Source organism: Fimbriimonadia bacterium, from assembly GCA_039961735.1.
Taxonomy (GTDB): domain Bacteria; phylum Armatimonadota; class Fimbriimonadia; order Fimbriimonadales; family JABRVX01; genus JABRVX01.
The window spans coordinates 165,392-187,365 of the sequence record JABRVX010000009.1; the positions used below are offsets into that span (position 1 = coordinate 165,392).

The 21,974-nt window shown below is 62.1% G+C and carries 15 protein-coding genes and 1 pseudogene; 8 read left to right on the forward strand and 8 right to left on the reverse strand.

Annotation, left to right across the window (positions count from 1 at the left end; genetic code table 11):
- Position 1: 1 nt before the first annotated feature.
- Both HRF45_04050 and HRF45_04055 read right to left on the reverse strand, forming a co-directional pair.
- Complete coding sequence (locus HRF45_04050) at positions 2–1,141, reverse strand: response regulator (protein ID MEP0765699.1); 1,140 nt, start codon at positions 1,139–1,141, stop codon at positions 2–4.
- Positions 1,138–4,794, reverse strand: coding sequence for a PAS domain S-box protein (locus tag HRF45_04055; GenBank protein ID MEP0765700.1), 3,657 nt, complete (start codon positions 4,792–4,794; stop codon positions 1,138–1,140). The genes HRF45_04050 and HRF45_04055 overlap by 4 nt, the downstream gene beginning before the upstream one ends.
- Before the next feature lie 248 nt (positions 4,795–5,042).
- Between HRF45_04055 and HRF45_04060 the strand changes: the two genes are divergently transcribed.
- Positions 5,043–6,323, forward strand: a complete 1,281-nt coding sequence (locus HRF45_04060; GenBank protein MEP0765701.1) for an alpha-L-fucosidase — start codon at positions 5,043–5,045, stop codon at positions 6,321–6,323.
- Positions 6,324–6,399: 76 nt separating this feature from the next.
- Here the strand turns inward: HRF45_04060 and HRF45_04065 are convergent, their stop codons facing one another.
- On the reverse strand, positions 6,400–8,289 hold the full coding sequence (locus HRF45_04065) for an enterotoxin (GenBank protein ID MEP0765702.1): 1,890 nt from the start codon (positions 8,287–8,289) through the stop codon (positions 6,400–6,402).
- 316 nt (positions 8,290–8,605) lie between these two features.
- Here HRF45_04065 and HRF45_04070 point away from each other — a divergent pair, with 316 nt between their 5' ends.
- Both HRF45_04070 and HRF45_04075 read left to right on the forward strand, forming a co-directional pair.
- Entirely contained in the window at positions 8,606–10,609 is a 2,004-nt protein-coding gene (locus HRF45_04070; protein MEP0765703.1) for a hypothetical protein, read from the forward strand.
- A 127-nt stretch (positions 10,610–10,736) separates the two neighbouring features.
- The gene (locus HRF45_04075) at positions 10,737–11,174 is read left to right on the forward strand and encodes a thioredoxin family protein (protein MEP0765704.1); all 438 of its coding nucleotides are present in this window, start codon (positions 10,737–10,739) and stop codon (positions 11,172–11,174) included.
- Between the two features lies 1 nt (position 11,175).
- Here the strand turns inward: HRF45_04075 and HRF45_04080 are convergent, their stop codons facing one another.
- Complete coding sequence (locus HRF45_04080) at positions 11,176–12,315, reverse strand: CBS domain-containing protein (protein ID MEP0765705.1); 1,140 nt, start codon at positions 12,313–12,315, stop codon at positions 11,176–11,178.
- Positions 12,316–12,453: 138 nt separating this feature from the next.
- On the opposite strand from HRF45_04080, the pseudogene HRF45_04085 reads away from it, so the two are divergent.
- Together HRF45_04085 and HRF45_04090 are read left to right on the forward strand one after the other, a co-directional pair.
- Positions 12,454–12,603: pseudogene (locus tag HRF45_04085) on the forward strand (prepilin-type N-terminal cleavage/methylation domain-containing protein).
- Positions 12,604–13,331: 728 nt separating this feature from the next.
- Positions 13,332–14,507: a PLP-dependent transferase gene (locus tag HRF45_04090; protein ID MEP0765706.1), complete on the forward strand. Its 1,176-nt coding sequence runs from the start codon at positions 13,332–13,334 to the stop codon at positions 14,505–14,507.
- On the opposite strand, the gene HRF45_04095 is transcribed toward HRF45_04090, so the two are convergent.
- From HRF45_04095 to HRF45_04110, 4 genes are all read right to left on the reverse strand, one after another.
- A complete protein-coding gene (locus HRF45_04095) occupies positions 14,504–15,193 on the reverse strand; it encodes a creatininase family protein (GenBank protein MEP0765707.1) in 690 nt (229 codons plus the stop codon). The genes HRF45_04090 and HRF45_04095 overlap by 4 nt on opposite strands.
- A gap of 14 nt (positions 15,194–15,207) precedes the next feature.
- Positions 15,208–15,714, reverse strand: coding sequence for a thiol peroxidase (gene tpx, locus HRF45_04100; GenBank protein MEP0765708.1), 507 nt, complete (start codon positions 15,712–15,714; stop codon positions 15,208–15,210).
- Between the two features lie 167 nt (positions 15,715–15,881).
- Positions 15,882–18,149, reverse strand: a complete 2,268-nt coding sequence (locus tag HRF45_04105; protein ID MEP0765709.1) for a hypothetical protein — start codon at positions 18,147–18,149, stop codon at positions 15,882–15,884.
- Between the two features lies 1 nt (position 18,150).
- Positions 18,151–18,501: a tetratricopeptide repeat protein gene (locus HRF45_04110; protein MEP0765710.1), complete on the reverse strand. Its 351-nt coding sequence runs from the start codon at positions 18,499–18,501 to the stop codon at positions 18,151–18,153.
- A 117-nt stretch (positions 18,502–18,618) separates the two neighbouring features.
- Here HRF45_04110 and HRF45_04115 point away from each other — a divergent pair, with 117 nt between their 5' ends.
- The 3 genes from HRF45_04115 to HRF45_04125 are packed head-to-tail and all read left to right on the forward strand — an operon-like array spanning position 18,619 to position 21,933.
- Positions 18,619–20,217 (forward strand): PAS domain S-box protein, encoded by a 1,599-nt coding sequence (locus HRF45_04115; GenBank protein ID MEP0765711.1) that lies wholly within the window; start codon positions 18,619–18,621, stop codon positions 20,215–20,217.
- 11 nt (positions 20,218–20,228) lie between these two features.
- Positions 20,229–21,413 (forward strand): sigma-54-dependent Fis family transcriptional regulator, encoded by a 1,185-nt coding sequence (locus tag HRF45_04120; protein ID MEP0765712.1) that lies wholly within the window; start codon positions 20,229–20,231, stop codon positions 21,411–21,413.
- Between the two features lie 28 nt (positions 21,414–21,441).
- Positions 21,442–21,933 carry a PaaI family thioesterase gene (locus tag HRF45_04125; GenBank protein MEP0765713.1) on the forward strand — a complete coding sequence of 164 codons (492 nt, stop codon included), beginning with the start codon at positions 21,442–21,444 and terminating at the stop codon, positions 21,931–21,933.
- The last annotated feature ends 41 nt before the right edge of the window (positions 21,934–21,974 follow it).

The following is a 21,974-nucleotide window of genomic DNA, read 5'->3' on the forward strand; positions in this document are numbered from 1 at the left end:
GTCAGGCAGCCTCGGCTAGCGCGTTGCCTCCAGGATCGTCTCCAAACCCTGCGCGAATCTCGCGCAGCATATGTAATGACTGCTCGAACGCGTCGTATACCTTCGGGTCAAAGTGCGTGCCACGTTCCGCGCGCATGATGTTCAGTGCCTCGGACTCGCAGAGCGCGCTCTTGTAGGGTCTTTCGGACAGCAGGGCGTCCCACACGTCGCACACTGCCAGGATGCGCGCCTCCATAGGGATGTCCTCTCCTGCGAGCCCTCGTGGGTAGCCGGTCCCGTCCCACTTCTCGTGGTGGCTGAGCGCCAGACTAGATGCCATGACGAGGAACTCGTTGGCCTCCCCGTCGTTGCCTAGCTGCGTGCCGGGGGCGATGTACTGCGAGAACCATGCCGTGTTGGCGGGCGAGGGTTCGAGGATCTTGGCTCCGATGAGAGTGTGCTCTTCCATGACCTTGCGCTCTTCGGGAGTTAGTTTGCCTGGTTTTAACAAGATGCTGTCCGGGATGCCGATCTTACCGATATCGTGCAGGGGTGCGGCGAGCGCGAGTAGGCGTGCGAACCGCTCGGCCAGGCCGAGGGTCAGGGCTATGGCCCGACTAGCCAGGGCTACACGAATGACGTGGTTGCCCGTCTGCGCATCCCGGAATTCCCCCGCCTTTGCGAGTCGCCAGATGACATCGAGCCGCGCCTTCTCTAGTTGGATCGTACGCTGTGCCACGCGCTCTTCCAGTTCGGCGTTGAGCGAACGGAGTTCGTCCTCGTACTGCTTCAGGCGCAGCATGCTGCGAAGGCGAGCGCGCAGGTCCTCTGGATTCACCGGCTTCGTCAGCAGGTCGGTGGCGCCCATGTCCAACGCTCGCCGCTTGAGATCGGTCTCCTCCGAGCCTGTCAGCACGGCGGTGGGAATGCACCCGAGTGATTCCTGGCCGTTGATCCAGGCGAGCAACTCCAGCCCGTCCCGACCAGGCATACGCACGTCGGTGACTATTGCGTCCGGTGGGTTGGCGAGGATCTTTGCGATGGCATCGTCTACTGAGTTTGCAAACTCCAGCTCGAGGTCTGGTGCATTCACCCACAGAGTGCGGCGTAGGCCATCGAGAAAGTGACGCTCGTCATCAACGAATAGGATTCTGCTGCTCACGCAACCTCCTGGCTCCCAGCTTCGTGGCGCGTAATGGGGAGCGCTAGCGTAAAAGTGGTTCCCTTTCCGGGATCCGAGACGAAGGTGAGCGTCCCGCCGTGCTTCTCGGTCAGCGAGTGCGCAATCCATAGCCCTTGCCCCGTGCCCTTCCCAACCTCCTTCGTGGTAAAGAACGGCTCGAAGATTCGGTCGCGAATTTCCTCGGGAATCCCGCATCCGTTGTCGGTCACGGTTACGATGACGCACTCAGTCGTAGCGCTGGTCCGCACCGTGATCGTTCCCTTCTCACCCGTGCCGGCCCCGACACGCTCCTCGACTGCTTGCGCGGCATTGACGACCAGGTTCAGCACAATCTGATTGATATCCCCCGGCTGACAATCGACGGTCGGCAGATCTTCGGCTAGGTCGGATTCCAGCTCCGCGACGTACTTCCACACGTTGCGTGATACCGTGAGCGTCGCGGACACGGCTGCGTTGATGTCGGTGGGCTGCATCTCGCTGCCGCCGGGATGGGAAAACTCCTTCATCGCGCGAACGATCTTCGCGACTTGGTCCAAGCCTTCGAGCGCTTCCTGAGCCGCTTGAGGAATCTCTCGAGCCAAGAACGGAACGTTCACACGCTCGATTTCGGCCCGCAGCGCAGCGATCTCGTCGCCGGTCAGCACTCGCTGCTCAGTCACCTTAGCAAGATCTTCGAAGCTATGTAGCAGGCCGAGCATGCGCGAGAAGCTGCTTTGAAGGAAGCGCGCGTTGTCAGCTACGTACTGGATGGGAGTATTGATCTCGTGCGCAATCCCGGCAGCCAGTTGGCCAATGGCGGTCAACTTCTGAGCTTGGCGAAGCTGTACTTCGAGCGCCTCTTCTTTGCTCACATCGCGCTGAGTACACACGATAGCCCCGAGTTCACCGGAAGGCTGGCGCACCGGGAACGCGTGAACCTCGGCACGGTACCGCCCACCGTCGGCACGCTCAGCGCTGACCACAGCGCGCCAGAAGTCCCCTCCGCTCATGATGTGCTCAATGGCCTCGGTCAACGAGGCATCCGGCAAGATCGAGAGGGCAGCCGTACCCGACCAGCACTCTCCCGCCGGCAGACCCCTCATTCTCTCGAAGGCCGCGTTAGCATACATGGGGCGGCCCATCGGATCGACTATCAATACGCCTGCCTCGGACTGCTGTACAACCTCGGCGAGCAATCGCCTCTGCTCCTCGGCAGCCTGTCGCTCGGTAATATCCCTCAGGATGCCTACTGCGTGCCAGTTCTGTCCTATCCTCACAGGGGCGACGGAGAGCTCTACAGTGAACTCCTCGCCACTTCGTCGGAGCGCCTGGATCTCGAAGACCTTGCCCACAGCCGCGCCGGTGCCAGTCCGATAGAACTGCTCTAGGCCTTCCGATGCGGCAGCATGGAATCGCGGCGGGGCTAGCAATTCATGAACTGGCTTGCCGAGAGCTTCGTCCGCTGGGTATCCGAACATGGTGGCTGCAGCACCGTTCCAAAATGAGATGTTGCCGCGCTCGTCCATCATGATAACGGCATCCATTGCAGCGGCGGCAATGGCCCGCATCCTCTCCTCGCTCTCCCTCAGGCACCTTTCGGTCTGCTTTCGCTCAGTAACGTCAAATCCAACGCCGACAAAGCCTGCTGGCGCACCGTCGGGGTCGTAGTAAAGCCCTTTGGTGTACAGGATATCGCGGAGTTGGCCATCGGGTCCCGCCACGCGCACCTCATGCACGACTCGCCCGCCGGTAGTCAGCAACTGGCTCTCGAAATCCCCTAACTCGTCGGCGACTTCCGGCGGCAGAACCTCGTGTGCGGTCTTGCCTAGGATGTCTTCCGGGTCCAGGCGCAGGAATCGAGCCGCTGCCAGGTTACAGCAGGTGAACCTGCCTTCGAGGTCCTTAGCAGTGATGAAGTGCGGCATGGTGTCCAGAAGGCCTTGAAGGAAAGCCGCCTGTGCCTGAATCTCGGATCGGGCGTGGAACAGCGAGGAGACGTCCGACCCCGTGCAAATGATCCCCTCGGTGCCTCCGGAGGGGTTCAGTACGGGGCGGACCGCAAGGGACAGATAGCGTAGTCCGTCGGGGCCGGGAACGGACACCTCGTACCTGCCGGCTTTGCCCTGCGCAGCCGCCTCGACGGCTTGTGACACTCTCGGCCGCAGATCTTCAGGCCACACTTGCTCGAAAGCCGTGCCGCCGATGGGTGTGCCCTCGAGGCCGAGATACTCCCTGCCCCTCGCGTTGAGCGAAACAACGTTGCCGTGAGCATCCAACAGCGCAATCATATTGGGGGAGTGGCGGACGAGAGTTTCGTACTGCCTGCGCGACTCCGCGAGCGCATGATCCGTGGAGTGTCGCTGGGCGGTGCTCACGGCAGTGGTGGCAAGGCAAAGCAGCAGCACGAGGAGGAGGACGCCGAGGCGCGCCCTGGACAGGGCGCTCTTCCACAGAAGGGCATCTGCGTCTAGACCCAGCAGGGCGAGCGGCCTCGACACACCCGGGAGACGGATAGGCGCGAACGCGCTGATCCAGGTTCCCCATTTGTCGCCGTACGGCCCTTCGACAAGAGGTTCGCCCGTGTTGAACGAATTCAGCATTCCCGGGGTAGTGCTTTCGTAGATGTCGCCCGGCAGCGACACGTCGGGTGACGCGTCGGGCTCGGCGTCCGCGAGGAAGACCACCTGACCATCCTTCAGCGCCATCACATATGCGAAGGAGTTCGTGGGATCCGCGGTCAAAAGCTTGATCAGCACACGCTTCAGGGCCCGGTACTCGGGGGTCTGCATGTCGGACTTCTCGCCAGCGAGGGAGGTTATGAGCGCCGGGTCCAAGCCACTCGCGGCGGACAGCACCCTGCTCTTCATATCCCCGCGAAAGGCCCGGTCCGAGGCGTTGCCGACCTCGACCGTTGCAATCCATCCGACCAGCAGCACCGAGGCGATGACCGCCGGCAGACCCCAGGCTCGGCGCAACTCGGAACGCCCGACCAGACAAGCGCAGAGGCACCATGTCGAAGCAGCCGACAGCAGCGCGGTGATCATGAAGGCTATGACACTGATGCCCGGGCTGAGGCTCTCGGCATAGCCCGATGCGATGTGGAGTGGCCCCGCGACCGTGATATGTAGGCTCAGCAATGCTGAAGTCGCCACGGACCGGCGCAGGTAATTACCATCTGCGGCAGGGTGGCTCGAGAAGCGCATCGCGGCAACGAGCCCAAGGACGCAACAGACCAGTCCCAGTGTGCTTGCCATCAGGGCGGTGCTTTCGACGCCGGGAGTGGTGACGGTGACGACAGAGATGCCTGCGACAACTGACCAGCCATGCTTCATCAGAGCGTCCAGTCGGCCCGACATGTGAACTGAGCGGCGGGCAAACTCGAAGTAGAGCACCGGAACGGCCGCGAGAGCCGCTTGCCCAAGGAGGCGTGACACCGACGAGTCGCCGAAACAGCCGACGAGGAACTGCTGCCAGTGCCAGGCTCCCGCCACAGCGGCTGACCACACGAGCCAGATCCACGGCGCATCGGCCAGGTTGGCTCGCCTGGCCTTCAGGCAGCTCCAGGCCATCCAGATGAGGCCGAAGCCAGCCAGAAACAGCCAGTAGTCCACGTGGCCGAGCATCGTTGCCGTAGCCGATGGAGTGTCTGACAAAGTTGCCCCTCTCGATGGATGGAGGACCCGTGCAAACAGCCGAATAGCGCCGTAGCGCCAGTCCGTCCATCTAACACAATTCTCGGCTAACAGTGTAACGTTGCGAAGGCAAAGCTCAGGAGAGCTTCACACCATTCGGCATCTATTCCGGCTCGTAACCCACGGCTGCAGGGAGCGGCCCATGGCCCGACGAATCGGACCCAGACCGCCTCCTCTGTTCACAACCGGGCGGTCGAAGGAGTGTACCGATGGCCCATACTCCCGATTCCGTCCCTGAACACTGGCAGTGGTTCACCCACGGCAGGTTCGGCATGTTCATCCACTGGGGGCTGTACGCCCTCCCCGCCAGGCACGAGTGGGTGAAGAGTGCCGAACGGATCCCGGACGAGCAATACGACACCTACTTCCGGCACTTCGATCCCGACTTGTACGACCCGCAGGCTTGGGCGCGGGCTGCCAAGAATGCTGGGATGACCTACTTCGTCATCACCACCAAGCACCATGAGGGATTCTGCCTCTGGGACAGCGCCTACACCGACTACAAAGTAACCAACACCCCCTACGGCAAGGACCTCATCCGACCTATGGTCGAGGCATTTCGGGCCGAGGGGCTCCATGTGGGGTTCTACCACTCGCTGATTGATTGGCACCACCCGGACTTCCCCGTGGACCGATTTCACCCGATGCGCGACGATGCCGAGTTCCGCAAGGCTGCAGAAGGTCGCGACGTGAGGCGCTACGCCGAATACCTCCACAACCAGGTACGTGAACTGTTGACGCAGTACGGAAAGATAGATTACATTTTCTATGACTTTTCCTACCCCGGTCCCGACGGCAAAGGACGTGACGACTGGCAGTCGGAAAGCCTGTTGAGGCTGACACGCGAGCTACAGCCAGAGATTATCGTGAACGATCGCCTGGACATGATGGATGTGCCTGGTGGCTGGGACTTCCTGACGCCCGAGCAGTTCATGGCGCGGGAGTGCCCGACGCGAAACGGCAAGAAGGTGCTGTGGGAGACCTGCCAGACGTTTTCTGGCTCTTGGGGCTATCACCGCGACGAAGCGACCTGGAAAAGCGTCGAGCAACTCGTGTTGCTGCTGGTAGACACGGTGGGCAAGGGCGGGAATCTGTTACTCAATGTGGGCCCTACCGCACGCGGGGAGTTCGATGACCGAGCGATGGACCGGCTCGTGGGCATCGGGGAATGGATGAAGCGTCACTCGCGGGCCATCTATGGCTGCACGGAGGCGCCCGAAGGCTTTGCCACGCCGCAGGACTGCCGGCTGACCTATAATCCAGAAACCAACCGGCTGTACGTCCACGTGCTGGCCTGGCCCATCCGCGACCTGCATCTGGAGGGGTACGCGGGAAAGGTGGAGTACGCCCAACTGCTGAATGACGGCTCCGAGGTGCCTATGGTGGAGCGTGGCGGGCACGAGCACGACGTTCCCGGTCTGCTGACGCTGCGCTTGCCCATCTTGCACCCGAGGGTCACGGTACCTGTCGTCGAGCTATTCCTGAAGTAGTCTCGTCGTCCCGTTGAGGCTCGCGACCGGAGAATCCCGGCCCTATACATCGGCGAGGGCACCGATGCTCTCGGTCTCAGCGCGCCGTAGCAGCCTCCAGCACCAGCACCTCGAAGGGCGAGAGTTCCAACGCGTACTCCCCTTCTACCGCCACTTCGAATGGCTTGTGGTGGGTGGCTGAGGACCATACTTGGTGGAACCTATATGAGGGCGCCCCGTCCATAGGCTGCCACAGCAGCCGTGGGCACAGTGAGAACCGATTGGGGACGTCCGCCGGATTGCGCACGCAGACGATCTGCAACTCCGGCGACCAGCCGGCCCATCCGTAAGGTTCGATCTCGCCTGGATCCCCGCCTATCCAGTGGGTATCGCGCAGCACTTCGGCTCGGCTTCTTGCCCATCGAGCAGCTGCCGCCAGCACGTCCCACCTCTCGGGTGTCATCAGCAACGGCGACACGTACAGCTCCAGTAACTGCGTTCCCGAGGCGAACAGTGACCAGATCTCGGACGGCAAGTCGTTGCCGGGGTCGTCGGCCAAGCCTGGCGCGTGAGGCGCAAAGGTGACCCCGTGCAGCATCACAGAGTTGATGGGGAACAGCGGCCCGGCGCGGACCACGTTGGCATAGGTCGCCGCGTCCCGATAGGTGATCCACTGCTGCCGCTTGGTGCCGGGACCGAAGAAGCCGTAGTCTTCCCCGCCCCGCCAGATGGAGTCCGCGTGAAGCAGCCAGAAGGGAGAGGCCCATGTGCCGGTGGTCAGGTTGACATAGAGATCGCCTCGTAGCCGCCGCAGTTGGCTGATCATCTCGATGGCGGCGTCGAAGTCGCTGCCAAAACGGCTGCCTGCCGCCACCGTGCTCGTGTCTCCCATACCGTCGAACTTGAAGTGGTTGACACCGTACTCGGTCACGAACCGGCTGCACGTTTCCAGGAACCTCTGGAAGTACACGGGTCCGGAGAGTGCCAACCCGTGCTCGTTCATCTCGAAGCCCTGCTGCCGAGCATACTCCAAGCGTCGCTGCTTCGGGGTGCTATAGCCACCCCAAGGCGACAGCCAGACCCCCGGCGCCGCCCCGATGGCGACTGCCGCTTCCCGTAACCGGGTGAAGCCGTTCGGGAAACCCTCGTGGAACCCCCAAAGCGTCCTCGGATCGTCCCACCCGTCGTCGAACAGGAAGCCATCCATTTGTACGCCCCGCCTGCGTACCATCTCCTGGCTGTACGCCTCGATGGCTCCAAGGGCTGCCTTCTCATCGAACGGCGTGAAGAAACCGAGGTCGTACCACGAGTTGTAGTGAAGCAGAGGCTTGTAGGGACGCGGCCGCTCGCGTTCGACGTACTCGGCAAAGTCGCGGCGGATCTGTCCCGGGCGCGCGAAGCCAGTCACAGCGGTGAGGGTAAGCGGAGCACCCGGCTGCAAGGACAAGCGGAGCGGGAACGAACTGGTCGCCCGTGCATCGAAACGGCTCTCCGCCATTGGGTGCTCCAGTGCTGCGTAGGTATGACCGATCACGAGCGGAGACCCGGGCACTGCCCCGGTTATCGCTGCATCTACCGGAAGGCCGATCAGGGTCACGCGAGTGACATCTACGGGACGGGCTATGGCCGAAAGTGTCACGGACTGTCTGAGGTAGCGGGCGTTCCGACCCAACGACGCGTGCCACTCTATTTCGAGCTCGAGGCCGCAGCGCTCGAGCGAAAAGCATGCGGTGAGCACATCCGTGTCCTCTCGGTCAGCGATGCGTCCCGCGCTGGGATCGCCTCGGCGCGCTGTCACCCCGGACGATTGGGTGAGGACCATGTCGGTTGATGTGATTGCCTCACCGCCGATGTCTAACTCGAAAGGCGCCGTAGCCGGTGGTAACGATGCCCCTGTCTCGCGACTCGTGACGGGCCCGGGAACCAGCCTACCATCGGCCATCCCCCATTCCGCGCGCAGTTTTCCATTATCGAGCACGAACTCCATCGGCTCATCTCCCTTGCAGTGGGCCACCCTGCCCGCGCCGCTTGCGGCGGAGGCATCGCTGCAGCTCTTCGTAGCTGGCCGGGTGTGTCCTGCTAAGGGTCGGAGTGAGTGTTTAGCATGGCTAAGTTTCTGCACAAAAGTTCGGTTTCTTCCTCGGATTCGCGCGCCTCAATGTGACATTTGGAGCAAATCATGATATAATGCTAAACGAAATACGGGGAGGCTCACTCCTGCCCCGAGAGCGCCCGGGGGCGGCGCTGGGAGTGAGTAGCCTCTAACCGAGGCACGCGTGCACTCGATCTCGGGGAGGCTCACAATGAGAAAGGCATCTTGCAACAGAAAGGGCAGCCTAGTCCTGATGACTGGGGCTGCTCTCGCGTTACTTGGCGTAGCTTATGCGGCACTCGTGGTGCCGACGGACATTCAGCAGCCGGGCACACAGCCCGGCCAGGTCAATAACCTGGAGTCGCCGGACAAGTGCGACAACTGCCATGGGGGATACGACAGCGCCGTCGAGCCGGAGTTCAACTGGCGCGGCGGAATGATGGCAATGGCGGGCAGGGACCCCATCTTCTGGGCCACGATGGCCATTGCCGAGCAGGACTTCGACGGTGCAGGAGATCTCTGCCTGCGCTGTCACTCGGCTGACGGGTGGATCGCAGGTCGCTCGACCCCGACCGACGGATCAGGGTTGCAGTCGTCCAAGGATGCCGATGGTGTTTCCTGCGACACCTGCCACAAGTTCACGAACCCCGACAACAGCGAACACGTCGGCGTGCAGACAGCGCCCTTTATCGCGAACGATGGTCAGTCGCCCGCCACGGCCTTCTTAGGCAGCGGAATGTACGTGCTGTGGGGCGGGGCGCACAAGCTAGGACCCTATTCCGATGCGAACGCACGCCACCAGTGGTTGCAGTCTCGGTTCCACCGATCCTCGGACCTCTGTGGAACCTGCCATGACGTTTCTAATCCGGCTGTAGGCGACCTCGCCCACAACAACGGCGCCCAGCAGCCGCTCGAGCCAGGCAAGTTCAGTGGAGTGCCGGGTTCTCCAGTGCAGGGCAAGGCTGCGTTCAACAACTTCCCGTTCATGTACGGCATCGTCGAGCGCACCTTTAGCGAGCACAAGTCGAGTGCCCTCTCCAACACGCGTATGAACCAGTATGCCTCGCTGCCTGCCGAGCTGAAAGCCGGGGCGATCAAGCGGGCCTACGACAGCGCCGTCGTTGCACGCCCGAATGGGGACTATGTTGACGGAACGCCTCGCTACTTCACATGCCAATCCTGCCACATGAGGCCGGTGCAAGGGATGGGCTGTAACAAGTCGGCGCCGTTCCGCAACGACCTTCCGCTCCACGATCAGACCGGCGGTAACTACTGGATGCCGGATGCCATCGAGTACCTGGATAGCCTCGGCAAGCTGCGCATCGGTGGCGGCTTGACCGCAAGACAGAAGAGCGCGCTGGACGCAGGCAAGCTGAGGGCTTTGGACCAGCTCGGCCTGGCGGCGAGTCTCAAGGTTCAGGGCAACACGCTCCGAGTGGTGAACCTCACCGGCCACAAGCTTATCAGTGGCTACCCCGAGGGGCGCCGTATGTGGCTGAACATCGAGTGGTACTCGGCCAACGGCACGCTGCTGAGGGAGGATGGGGCTTACGGACCCATCGCGGTGACGCTGAATGGCGTGCCGATGGTGGTAGAGAGTCTCATCGACCCCTATGACCCGAACACGAAGGTGTACGAGGCGCACTATGCCATGACCAAGGAGTGGGCCGCGCAATTGCTGTCGCTCGGCTACCCTGCGTCGTTGCCTCTCAGCTTCGATAGGTACAGCGGTCTGCCCGACATGACCCTCGGGCAACTCGCCGCGGGCCACGCAGGCTCCTACCACGAGACGTTCCACTTCGTCCTCAACAACTTTGTTGCAAAGGACAACCGCATCCCGCCGTACGGCTTCAGCTACGACGAGGCGAAGAGGCGCAACGCGCTGCCAGTGCCGGCGGACCAATACGGCAACCCCGGTGTCGGTGGCACCTACCGCTATTGGGACGAGGTAACGTTGAAGCCGCCGACCGGAGCAGTTCGGGGGGTCATCCGCCTGATGTACCAGCCGACGTCGTGGGAGTACATCCAGTTCCTGTACCTTGCCAATACTCGACAGATCCCGTTCCTCGCGAACGTGGGCACAGACATGCTGAACGCTTGGCTGAACACGGGGATGGCGGCACCCGTTACGATGGCAACGACGGAATGGACCAACGCCGCGACTGCGATACCCGCCAACAAGAACCTGTCTACTCGAGAGGCGATACGCCGCTAGGGGCGTCTCTGCCTGGTTTACGCTACGGCCGCTGCCGCGCCTCAGTGCTCTGGGGCGCGGCAGCCTGTTGAGACTCCCTTGTCTTCCCCGACGTATGAATAGAAAGTATGCCATCGGAGGTGTCCCTTTGCGCGTTCTCGTAGTTCTTGCGCTCAGCCTCGCTTTGCTCGGTGTGACCGTTTCACAGAGCACGAATCCTGCCGCTCAACCGACCGGAGTCAAGTGGATTAACAATCTGGACGAAGGCCTGAAACTGGCCAAGTCTCAGAAAAAGCCAGTGCTGGTGGACTTCGCCGCGGAGTGGTGCGGCCCGTGCCAGCGAATGCTCAACGGCACCTACAAGGACCCGTCCATCGTCAAGAAGTCGGCATCGTTCATCATGGTACTGATCGACATCGACCAGCAGCAGAGCCTCGCGAGAAAGCACAACGTGGAAGCTGTGCCGACGATGCTCTTCCTTCGTCCTGACGGCACACAGATCAGCCGGGCGGTCGGTTACAAGGACGCGAAGCAGCTCGCGGAAATGATGGACTCGGCGCTTCGCGCGGCAGCGAAAAGCAAGTAGGTCAAGGTCGGCTTTGCTCCGGATTCCTGGGCGAGTGCCTCTTCACAGCGAGGTACTCGCCCACATTCTCAGGCGTGATGATCCCCACCACGTGCTCCCCGTCTAACACCGGCAACACGTCCGCACCGTGGTCCTCGAACAGGTCGATCAGATCGCTCAGGTCCATGGAAGGTGTGGTGTGCGGGAACTCGCGCCTCATCGCCCCAGCAACATAGCCCAATCTGCCCTCACGGCCCAGCCCACGTAACAGGTCGTCCCTCGAAAGCATCCCGAGCAGGCGTCCTTCGTGCATGACCGGGAAGTCTTGTTGTGAGCCGCGAACGAGCATCTCGCAAGCGTGGCCCAGCGTGTCGGCTGGCGACAGAGTGGTGAAGTTAGTGATCATCGCCTCCTCGACAGCCGCCCCCTCTACCAACTCCCTGTGGTGAGTGAGGCTCAACTCGGCGCCGGCACCGAGGATCATGAACACGGTGAAAAAGAGAAGGTACGGATGGCCGAGGGCGGCGTACAGTCCCGCCATCATACCTGCCCCGTGGCCGAGCGCGGCAGCTATCATCGCCGACCTTCCCTGCCCTAGCCGAGACGATAGTACCGCCCGAAGCAGTCGCCCCCCGTCGGCGGGATACCCGGGATACAGATTCAACAGGGCCAGCGTGAAGTTGAAGAATATCAGCTTCTCTAGCCAGTGGCCGGGCGTCTCGATCAGCCTATCGAAGGGAAGAACCGGTCCGGTCAGCTCGCAAATCCAGAACAGCAGTGCGGCGACCACCGCGTTCGCCAGTGGCCCCATCAAGAACACGAGCGCATCGTCGCCTGGCGGCACTTTGCGATCAAAGCTGGGCAATCCACCCAGCGGATAGACCACGACATCCCGGACCGCATAGCCACGCCCGAGGGCCATGGCCGCATGGGCTAGATCATGGACGAGGAATGAGGCGAGTACCCCGAGGAGAAACAGCGCGCCGTGCGCGTGATCGGGCCCCTGAAGCGAGTGGTAGCCGAGCCATGCGAAGAGCAGAAGCAAAGTGAAGTGAAGCCGGATGGTGACTCTTCTGCCGTCCCACACTGTCACCGACCAAGCAGCGTCTTCCCTCTGCCTCTTGGTGGGCTCGACTAAGCTGCCGGGCAACCGGTAGCGCATGTGGCCATTATGACCCCGATTGATTGCATGCCGACATCAAGGAGGCTCCGCCCTACGCATGCAGTCCGAAGGCGAAAGTCCTACACATGACGAAAGTCATATGGGCTAGGATGGAACTAAGGTACCGTGTGACCCAGCATGAATACTAGATGTGGACGAGGATTCACGTTAATCGAGCTTCTCGTGGTAATCGCTATAATCGCAATTCTCGCTGCAGTTCTGTTTCCGGTCTTCGCGCGAGCGCGAGTGTCGGCGCGGGTAGCGGCGAATCTTAGCAATCTGCGGCAGATCTCAATGGGAGTGTCCATGTACCACGCCGACTGGGCGGGCTACCCGATGCACTCCAGCCAACCCTGGGTTCAGCCGCGCACCCGATGGCCAGACTACATTTACCCGTATTGCCGAGATACCGCTCTATTCGTCGGTCCCCTTGCCCCTCGTGAGATGTTCAGGAATCGGTGGGCTCACCGCCAAGATGTTTTCTATGGTGGTTACGGTTACAACTACCAGTACCTTGGCAACTCGCGTACAGGCCCGGAGGGCAGCGGTCTTCCGTTCACGGCTAAGTCCTCTACCATTCCCAACATGGCGCAGACGTTGGCCGTTGCCGATGCGCGCGGCGTCAGGAATGATCTCGGTGAGGTGACTGCGGGAGTGTATGTCGTAGATCCGCCTTTGCCGAGTGCGCGGGGAAGCGGCAGGGAAACGGGTTTCTACGCGCAGCCCTCGGAGTGTGGTTCGGGGGTCCCCGATACTCCGGGCCAGTGGGGTTGTCGAGCCACTCCTGCCGAGTGGAACGTGGGCCGAGTCACCATTGCCTGGTGTGACGGACATTCCAGCTCCATGCCGTTAGCCCACCTCGATGACTTGGATCGCGATGGAAACCTCGACAACGGATTCTTCAACGGCTGGGGCGATCCGGTGAGACGGTAGGCTTGGCGAGCGTGCGACTACCGGTGTCAAAAGGGCGAATCTGCCAGTAGACAGCGCGCCACGCCGGCAGCCACAATGCGCCGATGGACTCCACTGACATTGAGCCGCCGATCGCCCTGCGCGAACCCGGCTTCGATACTCTGCTTGCTCACGCTTGCGAGGAACCGGCACGGTTCCTAGGGGCGGTAAGCCCTCCGCTCTTTCAGGCCTCGCTTTTCGCCTTCGAGTCGCTTGAAGACTGGGGAGACAAGCCGGGGGCGTACCGATACACCCGAGTCGGCAATCCCACAACGGAGATCCTAGAGCGCAAGCTGGCCTTGCTGGAGCGTGGGGAGAGCGCGCGGATGTTCGGCAGCGGGATGGGTGCCATCACCGCCGCGATTATGTCATGCACGCGCGCGGGCGATCACATTGTGGCAGTGGAAGGCTGCTATGGCAGGGGCTTGCTGGACGGCATACTTGCACGGTTCGGCGTGGAGACCACCTACGTAAATGGCGCTGATCCATCCGCATTCGATACCGCGACGCGACCCAACACCACACTGTACTACATCGAGTCGCCTTTGACCATCGTCTTCGATCTGCAGGATATAGCTGCCGTGTGCTCAATCGCACGAAGCCACGGCGTTACCACCCTGATAGACAACAGCCACTGCACGCCTTACTTGCAAAACCCCATTGAGATGGGCGTGGACATCGTAGTGCACTCGGCTTCGAAGTATCTGGGAGGTCATAGCGATCTGATAGGCGGCGCACTGATCACCTCGGAGTCGAGGCTCCGCGAGGCCCTAAGCCATGAGTCCAGTCTGCTTGGCGCGGTGATGGACCCCTTCGTGTCCTGGCTGATCCTTCGCGGTATGAGAACGCTATCTGTTCGCTTGGACCGCCACCAACGCAACGCGATGGCAGTCGCATCCTGGCTCGAGGAGCATCCAGTCGTGGCAAGGGTACTCTACACGGGCCTTCCCTCGCACCCTCAATACGCCCTGGCGCAGAAACAACAGCGTGGCTCCACTGGCCTTCTCACCTTCATCCCGAAGGAGACCAACGACGACAGGGTCCGCGCATTTGCGAACCGGCTGAAGCTGTTTCGCCTCGCCGTGAGCTGGGGCGGGTACGAGAGTCTGGCCGCTCCGATCCCGTCGCCCCTCGATGGCAAGACCGGCCACAGCACGTGGCGAATCCGCCTGCACGTCGGCCTCGAAGATCCCGAAGACCTGATCGCCGATCTGGACCAGGCGCTGAAAGTTCTCGGCTAGGACGGCCAGCCTTCGCGGATCAACCGAGCTACCTCGGCGACGATGTCGTCGAGCATCGCGTCCATCGTTGCGTCCGGCTGCTGGTAGTGGCCTCCGAAGGACCCGTCGCTCAGCACGCCGCGCAGCCACCCTCCTGGCACGAACCGTGGAAGCGCCGCTGGCGGTTTTTCGCCCTGCGGCTGGTCTATGCGCGTGAATGAAAAGCACTCCGCCCAATTGGCGTGCAGAGCCTCCGAGCCGACGCGTTCGGCGTATTCGGCGACCACCGGCAGCCGCCACCATTCCACTAGTTGAAGCTGCAGGTCGTGGTGTGCCTCCGCGCTTTCTTGCAGGATCGATGCGAGTGGTGTGTTCGCACCGTGCCCGTTGAGCACCATGATCCGCTTGAAGCCCTGCTCGTACAGGCTGAGTAGGATCTCGCGGGCGGCTGCACAGAAGGCCTCGGGACCCAGGCTGATCGTGCCGGGATAGGCTCGGAATGCCGCCGACAGGCCGAAGTTGAGTGGCGGCGCGACGAGTACCCGTTCCCGCTCGGCCACTCGACCGGCAATCTCCAAGGGGATGCGGATGTCCGTGAGCAGGCTCAGGCCGCAGTGCTGCTCGCACGCGCCGAAGATCGCGATTACACGATCATCCGTTTCGAGATATGCCTCGACCTGTCGCCAGGTCATATCGCCGAAATGCATCAAGAACCTCTCGTCTACGAGATGAGGGACCGAACTACGGAGAGCGCGGCGTCGTAGTTCGGCTCGTTGGTCAACTCCGGCACATACTCGGCGTAGCGGATGATCCCGGAGGCATCCACCACGAAGAGCGCCCTGCACTCGATACGTAGCGCGGGGATCAGCGTCCCATACGCCTTGCCGAAGCTGACATCACGGTGGTCGGACGCGGTAGGGATAGCGATGCCGTTGGCTCCACAGAACCGCGCTTGGGCAAAAGGCAAATCGCAGCTAACCGTTAGGATGCACACGCTATCTGGAAGCTTGGACGCTTCCTCGTTGAATCGCTTTGTCTGCATCGCGCAAACGCCCGTGTCCAGCGACGGTACCACGCTGAGTAGCAACACCTTGCCCTCGAAATCCTTGAGAGTGACGTCGCTCAAGTCCTTCGCGTGCAGTCGGAAGTCGGGCGTGCGGTCCCCTGCTCGCAGCTCCGGGCCCTCCAGTTCCAGAGGGTTCCCTTTCATCGTTACCATTCTAGCCATCGCAATCCTCTTTGATGCATTTGTCCAACGCGTAACGGCACGCGCCAGCGGGAGCAAGAGTACCACGATGAACGCACCCCTATCTCTGCTTATAGGCCCGCCGCAAGTTCAGCGGCTCGCGTGCCCTGGCGACGTCATGTGGCAGGAGATTCTCGTTTCGATCAACTTTATGGTCTATTCTTGATCATCACTCGGCCCTTGCCAGTTGCGATGCCACTGACCATCGCCACACCAAGCAGAGTAAGAAACAGCCCGACGCGATAGGTGCTGGGCTCGTACCGCCAGTGCGATACGGTCAAAGCCTCCGGCAGATCCACTGCAAGCCAGGAAGGCTCTGCCCTGCCGACCGGGACTCGCTGCATGCCATTGTGGACCACCCATCCCGGAGCAGCAGCAACACGCACCATGGCGGGGCCGGCTACGCCGGAGCGGATGAGGAATCCATTCGGGCTTGTCCACTGGAGATCTGCCGCAACGCCAGAGACCTCAGCCATAGGAGCAGGCTGCAGTTCCACGAGCAGCGGCTCGCCATCCGCTGTGCCTGCGTCGAGAGAGCACACGAGCGCGTAGCGAACGCCAGTGTCCGCTAGGTCATCTGTCCGCTCCATAACTCCCGGCTTGACGAATAGCATATTGCCGTTGGCCATCACAGCACTGTCCTCGCCGTTGAGCGCGTCCAGCAGACGCTCTTTGGTGCTCTTGAGGATCAGCGAGTCGTAGCCCCCCACCTCGTCGAAGCCCAGTGCCATTGCGGAGTTTGGGGGTAGCAGCGCCGGGGGTTGGATGTACCGATTCCATCGGTCACCATTCACAATGGCGACTCGATAGGGCGCAGCCTCCTGTAATCTCTCTAGTCCAGCGAACGAGGGGTAGATGTCGGGTGACTTGGATGTCGAGTTGTAGTCCGCGGCGAAGGGGGCGAGCAATGCGATCTGCACGACGATGCCGGCAGCGATTGCTCCCTTTCCTCCCCAGGGTCTCTGCGCCCAAGCTAGCACAAGGAGTACCATCGCAAGCAGGGGTAGCATTAGCCCCCGTGACACAGATGCCGTCTCGATAGAGGGCGAAGCCAAGGGTCGTGCGGTCGTCACCCACCACAGCAGGCCACCCGATAACAACCCCGTAGCAACGACCAACGACACTCCCAGGGCCCGTCTGCGATCCGCCGGCAGTTCCCTACCATCTCGCACCATCTGCTCCAGGCCCAAGCCTGCTAACACAGCTCCGGCAAGCGCAGCCAGGCACAGTACTCGCGCGGGGCTGCCCGTCGCCGCCCAGCCAGGGATGCCGAAGTACAGCAGTCGGTTCAAGTCGGTCCCCAGAGCGAGCAACCACGCCCCGATGCCTATGGTGAGCAAAGCCCACCCGCACGATCCCAGGGTGCAGATGCGCAGCACCGAGTAACCGGCAAGTACCAGTGCAGTCAGCCCGACGTACGCCGAGTACTCCGGGAGAGGTTCTGGGCCCCAATATGCGCCCCCGATCTCGGGATTCGGCATCGCAGTACCCATCCGCGGGTTACCGGCCGTGTATGGGTCCACCGCCAATCCTACCAACGCTGTAGGCATGGCAAGTCGAACATAGGCCTGATATCCCTCGCTGCTCGGCGACGTGGAACGGTGTGACAGCCTGCCCATTTCCAGAACTGGAAGCAACTGCACGGCAGCCAGGGCGACCCCTAGCGCCATACCCCCCGACCAGGCGCCAACCACTCGACGCCGAGGTTGCTGGCAGGTCCCAGAGGACACGAGGAACAGCGCGAAGACGAGCGCTGCACCGATGCCGTAAGACGCTATCTGTAAGTGGCCTGCAAGCAACAGCATTGCCGAGCAGCATGCGAGCCTCACGGCCGCTGTAGCGTTCGGCAGGGACCACACCCGATGCACCGCCGCTAGCAGCCACGGAATCCAAGCTACTGTCGTCGGGACGCTGGCTAGTTGCAACCACGCGATCACCCATTGCGACAGCTCGAAGGTCACCCCAGCCAAAGTTGCGGGACCCCACCCACACCCCAAGCGCCTGCACAGCACGTAACAGCCGAGCCCAGCCCACATCAGGTGCAGAAACGCTGCTACCGTGATCCCCCACCCGGCACCCAGAGGGGCCAGGACCCAGTGCAACGGATAGAACACGCCGCTCTGCGAGTTCGCAAGGAAGGGCGTGCCGAGTAACTCGTTTCGGTTCCACAGCGGCACGTGGCCCGAAGCCAGGTGGAAAAACAAAAACTTTCGCCAAGGGTAGAACTGCGCTACCGAGTCCCAACGCAGGATGTCCCACGCCTCGCCCGTCTCCTCTTTCCAAGGCTCGAAGCCCAGACTCATCGCGCCTGGCACGAACACCTCGCCATAGAGGACGCATCGCCACATCGGGACGACTGCGACGATGGCGAACAGCAGCGCAGCGAGCGTCCACTGCTTGGCGGCGTCGGGGGTCACCTTAGGTGAAGTAGACGAGTTGGCGCGTTGCGACCTCGTTGCCGGGGTCGTCGGCCAAGACCGTCAAGAAGATGCTCTTTGCCTCCTCGTAGTTGCCCAACATCATATGGGTCATCGCGAGGTCGTTTCTCGCACGGATGTGGCCCGAATCCAGATCCACAGCCTTCTGCAACTCGGCCAGCGAACCGTCGAAGTCGCCCATAAAGCACAACACGAGGCCCATCTGCCAATGGGCATCCGGGTTCGTAGGGTCTTCTACTAGGAGAGCCTCCAATTCGGTGACGGCTTCCGAGTATCGCCCCTCTTCCTTGGCGCGCACGGCCCGATCGTAACTCTCGGATGTGATACTCACACCGTCAATCTCCGAACATTCAAGTGGGGCATTCGACTGAAGCCACGTCTCGTAGATGAGGACAACTCAAGAGTATATCACGGCCACTTGCTAGCGTCAAGGGAGGAGTTCCTGGAGATGGCCACCACCGCACCGGTCCTAGACCGCGAACGCGCTCCGGACGGGCTGCTGCCCGCTTCAGGAGCCGGCGTCCTTGCCCACGCGCTCTGCAGGCTCGTGGATGCCACAGAGCGTGGTGTCGAGGCGCTGCAGGCGGCCTTACTCACCGAGGTGGAGACGGTCACCGGTGCGTCCCGATCGGTCAATCTCGTACTCACCGATGGGCCAGCGGGCACGTCGTTGATGCCCGTCGCCCTTCGTGGCTACCCCAGCAGGGTCTTCCCGAAACGTGGCTTCCGACCAGATAGCGCGCCATGGGCAAACTTGTTGAGGTTGGAGGCCGCCATGTGGCTAGCCGACGGAAGCGAGTACGCCGGGCTGCGCCGAATGCTGGGTTGCCCCGGCCTCATCGCGGCAGTGATTCCAGGGCCCCAGCAGGGCTTGTTGCTCGCTGACTTCGGCCGGAGGTCGCTGATACCCGACAGCACCACGACGGCAGCGGTTGCAGAATTGGTGGCCGCCACGGGTAGGTTGCTGCGACTGCTGTCCTCGCAACGATCCGAGGCCGACAATTTAGCATCTCACGCCGTTCGTGCCCTTTCGAGCGGGCTCGCTGCAACAAGCCAAACAGGCACCGTGGTCCTGTGGAACCCGCGTATGGAGACCATTCTCGGTATCGCGTCGGAGGACGCCTGCGGACGTCCGCTCGAGCGCGTGGTGCTGCTCGCGCTCGAGACTGCCTCGGCGGAGCCAGTGCTGGATGCGATCGAGGCCGCGCGGGACAGCGGGGTGCCGATGCACCTTTGGCAACAGGGACTCACGCGAACCGATGGCTGCGCGATGACGGCGAACCTGGTTGCGGCGCCCATGAGTTCGAGTGGGATGCTGCTTAGTATCGAGGACGTTACGGATCGGGCCGCGCTGGAAGGCGACATGGAGCGCATGCGGCACCTGGCGCACCTCGGCCAGATGACCGCCCAGATTGCCCACGAGCTACGCAATCCACTGACGAGCATCCGCGGCGCCGCCCAACTCCTGCAGCAGACGGAACCCGACGCCCCCGCCTCCGAGTTCGCTCGCATCATCCTGAACGAGGTAGACAGCCTCAACCGGATTGCGGAGGACTTTCTGGACTTCGCGCGCCCCCTGCAGCTTCGTCTTCAGCCGGTGCCTCTCCGCGATCTGCTCCAAGACTTCGTGCGGGTGTGGAGACCCGTGTGCCGGGAACGCGGCGTGACGCTCCGCCTGAACGCGAGCCGGGACCTGCCGATACTGTGGATAGACGTACTGAGGCTCAACCAGGTGCTTCGGAACCTTACGCTGAACGCATGTCAGGCGATGCCGAACGGCGGGACTCTGACTGTAAGCGGCACGCACGATCGGGTACGTGAGGTGGCGGTCATCAGTGTGCGAGACACAGGACTGGGAATGACCCAGGAAGAAGCGGCTCACGTGTTCGAGCCGTTCTTCACGACGAAGGCGAAAGGGACGGGCCTGGGTCTTGCGGTCGTGCGGAAGCTGGTGGATGCCCACGGCGGAACGATCGAACTGACCTCCAGGCCGGGCAAGGGATCTACGTTCACGCTACGCTTGCCCGCGCGCGGAGACGAGCCATAGATGATGGGAACATGACGGAAAAAAGGACCACGATTCTGATCGTCGACGATGAGCAGAACATCCGTCGAATACTCCAGGCGGCCTTGGAGCGCGACGGCTATCGAGTGCTGACCGCCGAGTCGGGGCTGGCTGCGCTAGATTTGATAAAGTCTGAGGCTATAGACTTGATCATTACGGACGTGATGATGCCGGACATGGACGGAGTCGAGCTGCTGAGCCATGTGAGCGAGACCCTGCCCGACGCCGCAACGATTCTCATCACCGCCTATGGCACCATTCCCCAGGCCGTCTCGGCTATTCGCATGGGAGCGCAGGACTACATCACCAAGCCCTTCGACCTGGAAGTACTTCGCGCCGTCGTGACGAACGCTCTCGCTGACCGAGCCGAGTCCAAGAAGAGTCCGAAACGGCGCGGGCGAAAGACCGTGACTTCCACGGATTTCGTCGCCGAGAGCCCCGCGATGCGCCAGGTGCTCGAGATCGTAGAGCAAGTTGCATCATCCCGGGCCACTGTATTGCTCACTGGTGAGAGTGGTACAGGCAAGGAAGTCGTTGCGAGGATGATTCACGAGCAGAGCCCTCGCTCCGGCAAGCCCTTCATTGCGGTGAGCTGCGCCGCCCTTCCGGAGACTCTCCTGGAAGCCGAGCTGTTCGGCCACGAAAAAGGGGCATACACCGGCGCCGTCGGCAGGCGCGAGGGCCGATTCGAACTCGCGGACGGTGGAACGTTGTTCCTGGACGAGATTGGAGAGGTGCCTCTTAGCGTACAGGTGAAGCTGCTCAGGGTTATCCAGGAACGGGAGCTGGAGCGTCTGGGCGCGACCAAGCCGGTCCGCGTGGACGTGAGACTGCTCGCTGCAACCAATCGCGACCTTCATCAGGCCGTGGACGAGGGGTCCTTCCGTGCCGATCTGTTCTACCGGCTTCAGGTCGTTCACATCGAACTGCCGCCACTGCGCGACAGGCCGGAAGACATTCGTCCGCTCGCGCAGCGGTTCGTGCAGAAGTACTGCTCGGAGAACGGCCGCGAACCGCTGGTCTTGAGAGACGAGGCCATCGAGGCACTGCTTAACTACCGTTGGCCCGGAAACGTACGCGAACTGGAAAACGTGATCGAGCGCGCGGTGGTGCTCGCTCGACCAGACGCGCAGGAAATCGGCCCCGAGTTGTTGCCGCAGAGCCTACGAGCCGCGTAACTCCGATCGCCAATGCCACAATCCTGGCATGACCTCTTTGCCCCAAAGCTCCGGCTGCTTCGTGTGCGGCGCGGACAACCCGTACGGCCTTCAGCTTGTGTTCATCCGTGACGAGACGGGGGTGTTCACCGAGTTCGTGCCCGAAGCGCGACACTGTGGGTATCCAGGCATGCTTCACGGCGGCATCATGGCTTCGCTGCTAGATGAAACGTTGGGCTGGGCCGCCTCCGTGATCAAGCGCCGCTACTTCCTCACGGCGGATCTGCGCATCCGCTATCGACGCCCTGTGCCGGCTGGAAGACACGTGCGCGTAAACGGGCGATACCTGGGTGACAAAGCAGGGTTCTGGCGTGCCGAGGGCGAGATCGTGGATGCCGATGGCGTAGTGTACGCATCTGCTACCGGGCTGTTCACCTCGGCTCCCGACGAGGCACACGAGAGGTTCCTTCGCGAGACTCGATCTCGATATGCACCCAATCGCGTGGACCCGTTCGGTGACCTTCCCGAATGTAACCGCTAGCCCATCTGCGGCTGGGGTCTTCTCGCTGGCACGACACCGAC

Bases quoted from the DNA above. Each gene is read 5' to 3' on its own strand.
- HRF45_04060 (MEP0765701.1), top strand. From the start codon at position 5,043: ATGGCCCATACTCCCGATTCCGTCCCTGAACACTGGCAGTGGTTCACC.
- HRF45_04065 (MEP0765702.1), bottom strand. From the start codon at position 8,289: ATGGAGTTCGTGCTCGATAATGGAAAACTGCGCGCGGAATGGGGGATG.
- HRF45_04070 (MEP0765703.1), top strand. From the start codon at position 8,606: ATGAGAAAGGCATCTTGCAACAGAAAGGGCAGCCTAGTCCTGATGACT.
- HRF45_04080 (MEP0765705.1), bottom strand. From the start codon at position 12,315: ATGCGCTACCGGTTGCCCGGCAGCTTAGTCGAGCCCACCAAGAGGCAG.
- HRF45_04090 (MEP0765706.1), top strand. From the start codon at position 13,332: ATGGACTCCACTGACATTGAGCCGCCGATCGCCCTGCGCGAACCCGGC.
- HRF45_04095 (MEP0765707.1), bottom strand. From the start codon at position 15,193: ATGCATTTCGGCGATATGACCTGGCGACAGGTCGAGGCATATCTCGAA.
- tpx (MEP0765708.1), bottom strand. From the start codon at position 15,714: ATGGCTAGAATGGTAACGATGAAAGGGAACCCTCTGGAACTGGAGGGC.
- HRF45_04115 (MEP0765711.1), top strand. From the start codon at position 18,619: ATGGCCACCACCGCACCGGTCCTAGACCGCGAACGCGCTCCGGACGGG.
- HRF45_04120 (MEP0765712.1), top strand. From the start codon at position 20,229: ATGACGGAAAAAAGGACCACGATTCTGATCGTCGACGATGAGCAGAAC.
- HRF45_04125 (MEP0765713.1), top strand. From the start codon at position 21,442: ATGACCTCTTTGCCCCAAAGCTCCGGCTGCTTCGTGTGCGGCGCGGAC.